The organism is Burkholderia sp. LMG 13014, assembly GCF_905232215.1.
Lineage (GTDB): Bacteria > Pseudomonadota > Gammaproteobacteria > Burkholderiales > Burkholderiaceae > Burkholderia.
On record NZ_CAJNKE010000833.1, the window covers coordinates 1 to 2,028 of the forward strand.

Consider the following 2,028-nt stretch of genomic DNA (forward strand, 5'->3'; position numbering starts at 1 on the left):
CGTGTCGGTGCCGAGCGCCGCATCGACCGTGCCGAGCCCGACGAGCGATGCGGAACCGCTCGACGAGCCGCCCGGAATGCGCGTCGCATCCTGCGGATTGACGGGCGTGCCCGTGTAGTCGTTGATGCCGGTCATGCCGAACGCGAGCTCGTGCATGTTCGCCTTGCCGGCGATCTGCCAGCCGGCGTCGAGCAGCAGGCGGACCACGTCCGCGTGTTGCGCCGCAGGCGGGGCATCGGCGAGCGCACGGCTCGCCGCGCGGGTCGGATGGCCAGCGATGTCGATCGTGTCCTTGATCGCGATCGTGGGGCCGGGGCCGCCGAGCGTGAAGGTGTCGATGAAGCCTGTCATGGTCGTTATCGTGAGCGAGCGTTGGGAAGCATCGGGAATCAGGCCCGTGGCGCGGCGGCGAGCGGCCACGGGCCGTCGAGCACGCGTTCGGTGCGGAAATGGCGGATCAGCCACGCAGCGCCGTTGGCGGCCGGCGCGAAATCGACGGTCAGCCGCGCGGCGATCAGCTCGGCCGTGCCGTCCGCGTAGCGCGACGCCTGCAGCATGATCCAGCGGCCGCGCGCGTTCGCGTTGCCGGCGCCGATCTCGATCGACTCCGACGTCAGGAAGTGCAGGTTCGCCGAGAAATGCGGATCGGGCGGCAGGTAGCGGCCCAGCATCGCGACGATCGCGGCGGTGCCTTCGAGGCGGCCGAACTTGCGCGCGTATTGCGGGCCGACGCCCTCCCACACGGCGTCGGCGGTGAACAGCTCGGCGAGCGACGGGCCGTCGCCGGCATCCTCGGGCACGTCGCACAGCGCCATGTAGCGCGTGATCGTCGCGCGCACCGCGCGCTCGGCGTCGAGCGCCGCCAGGCGCTGCGCGAGCGCGTCGATCAGGCCGGGAGACAGGTCGGTCATCGCGCGCCTCACGCCGCGGGCTTCGCGGCCGGCGGCACGGTCAGCGCGCGGCCAACGCGTGCTTCGATCTTGCCGTAGCGCCACAGGTTGTATTCGCCGACCGGCGTCGTGCGATACAGGTTGCATACGGCGACCGTCGTGTCGAAGTCGGCAACGTCGGCCATGATGTAGAAGGTCCACGGTGCGCCGTCGGCCTGGCCGACCACGAGGCGGTCGTCGTCCATCACGCCGAGCACGCGCACGCCGGGCATCGCTTCGACGGCCGCGAGCATCGCACCGTACGCCTGCCACACTTCACCGATCTTCTCGCGCGGCAGGTCGAAGAAGTTTTGCGACACGCCACAGCAGAACAGGACGCGCAGCGGCAGCGGATTCGAATCGGACATATCAGGTTCTCCAGAGGAATCGGTGGGGCGCATGAACCGGCCGGCGACGGCATTTCGGCTTCATGCGCGTTCATAAACAGTTCGGTCAGACGCAGGTTACAGATAGCCGGGAAACGGCGTGACGCCGGTGAATACCGCGCCGGCGCCGTCGAAGTTGCCTTCGCCGAGAAACGCGTGTTGCGTGACGACCATTGCATCGCGCAGCAGCCGCTGCAGCGGGTGTGTGCGATAGATCGCCGCCGTGCCGCCGAGCCGATATGCGCGTTCGACGACGCTCGCGCCTTCGCGTGCGATCTGCGTGGCCGCGAGCCGCAACAGGCTGACCTGGTCGGGCGTCACCGGGTTGCCGGCGAGGATCGATTGCCACACGCCGTCGGTTGCGTCGTAGAAGAATGCGCGCGCCGAGCGCAGCTGCGCCTCGGCCTTCGCGAGTTCGATGCGGTAGTACGCGCGATCGGCGAGACGCGGTGCGCCCGTCGTCGTCTGCCGGCCGCCCGACATCCGGTTCACGACGTCGAGCGCCGCGCGCGCGAGGCCGAGGTTCACGACGGCGAGCACCTGCGCCGCATACGCGACGGTCGGATAGCGGTACAGCGGCTCGTCGACGGTCGGCTCGCCGCCGCGCACGAAGGTCCATGCTTCGGGCACGAAGCGGTCGTCGACGCGCAGGTCGTGGCTGCCGGTGCCCTGCATGCCGACCACGTTCCAGTTCTCGACGATCTCGACCTGGT

General features: G+C 69.5%; 4 protein-coding genes. All 4 read right to left on the reverse strand.

Annotated elements, in window-relative coordinates; genetic code table 11:
- On the reverse strand, positions 1-351 hold a 351-nt coding region (locus JYJ84_RS35130), incomplete at its 3' end, for an amidase family protein (RefSeq protein ID WP_240201950.1).
- A gap of 38 nt (positions 352-389) precedes the next feature.
- Positions 390-911, reverse strand: a complete 522-nt coding sequence (locus JYJ84_RS35135) for a nuclear transport factor 2 family protein (protein WP_175219402.1) — start codon at positions 909-911, stop codon at positions 390-392.
- Between the two features lie 8 nt (positions 912-919).
- The gene (locus JYJ84_RS35140) at positions 920-1,297 is read right to left on the reverse strand and encodes a hypothetical protein (RefSeq protein ID WP_011356094.1); all 378 of its coding nucleotides are present in this window, start codon (positions 1,295-1,297) and stop codon (positions 920-922) included.
- A gap of 96 nt (positions 1,298-1,393) precedes the next feature.
- Positions 1,394-2,028, reverse strand: a 635-nt coding sequence (locus tag JYJ84_RS35145) for an acyl-CoA dehydrogenase family protein (protein ID WP_275890767.1), incomplete at its 5' end; no start/stop codon positions are given.

What these genes read in the sequence shown, in the direction of transcription:
- JYJ84_RS35135 (WP_175219402.1), bottom strand. Translation starts at nt 911, where the DNA reads ATGACCGACCTGTCTCCCGGCCTGATCGACGCGCTCGCGCAGCGCCTG.
- JYJ84_RS35140 (WP_011356094.1), bottom strand. Translation starts at nt 1,297, where the DNA reads ATGTCCGATTCGAATCCGCTGCCGCTGCGCGTCCTGTTCTGCTGTGGC.